At 47.5% G+C, this 299-nt stretch carries 1 protein-coding gene; it reads left to right on the forward strand.

Going from position 1 to position 299, the window contains the following annotated elements; all coding sequences use genetic code 11:
• The first annotated feature begins 31 nt into the window (after positions 1 to 31).
• Positions 32 to 187 (forward strand): hypothetical protein, encoded by a 156-nt coding sequence (locus FS628_RS31630; RefSeq protein WP_186328036.1) that lies wholly within the window; start codon positions 32 to 34, stop codon positions 185 to 187.
• The last annotated feature ends 112 nt before the right edge of the window (positions 188 to 299 follow it).

Genomic DNA, 299 nt, shown 5'->3' on the forward strand with positions numbered 1-299 from the left:
AGTGAGGTGTAGTGGCAGGGGAGTGTGAAGAGTGGCAAGGGAAGAAGTAAAGAAAGACGGTATGTTTGTTATGGATTTTGGGTTTGAGATCAGGTGGGAGAATAATTTGTTGATAGTTGCGATGAGTAAGGAGTTGGCGGGTAGGTGGATTGAGGTTGGCAGGAGTGATGGGACAAGTATTGTGTAGTGTATGGATGTGTTTGTTGGATTGGTGGTGGATTGTGGGGTATGGAGGGAAGAAGGAGTGGAGGTGAGGGATGGAGGTGTTGGTGTTATTTTTGAGCGAGATTGGTAGCGGG

It is taken from the genome of Paenibacillus xylanexedens (assembly GCF_007676705.1).
In the GTDB taxonomy this organism is placed as follows: Bacteria; Bacillota; Bacilli; order Paenibacillales; family Paenibacillaceae; genus Paenibacillus; species Paenibacillus xylanexedens_C.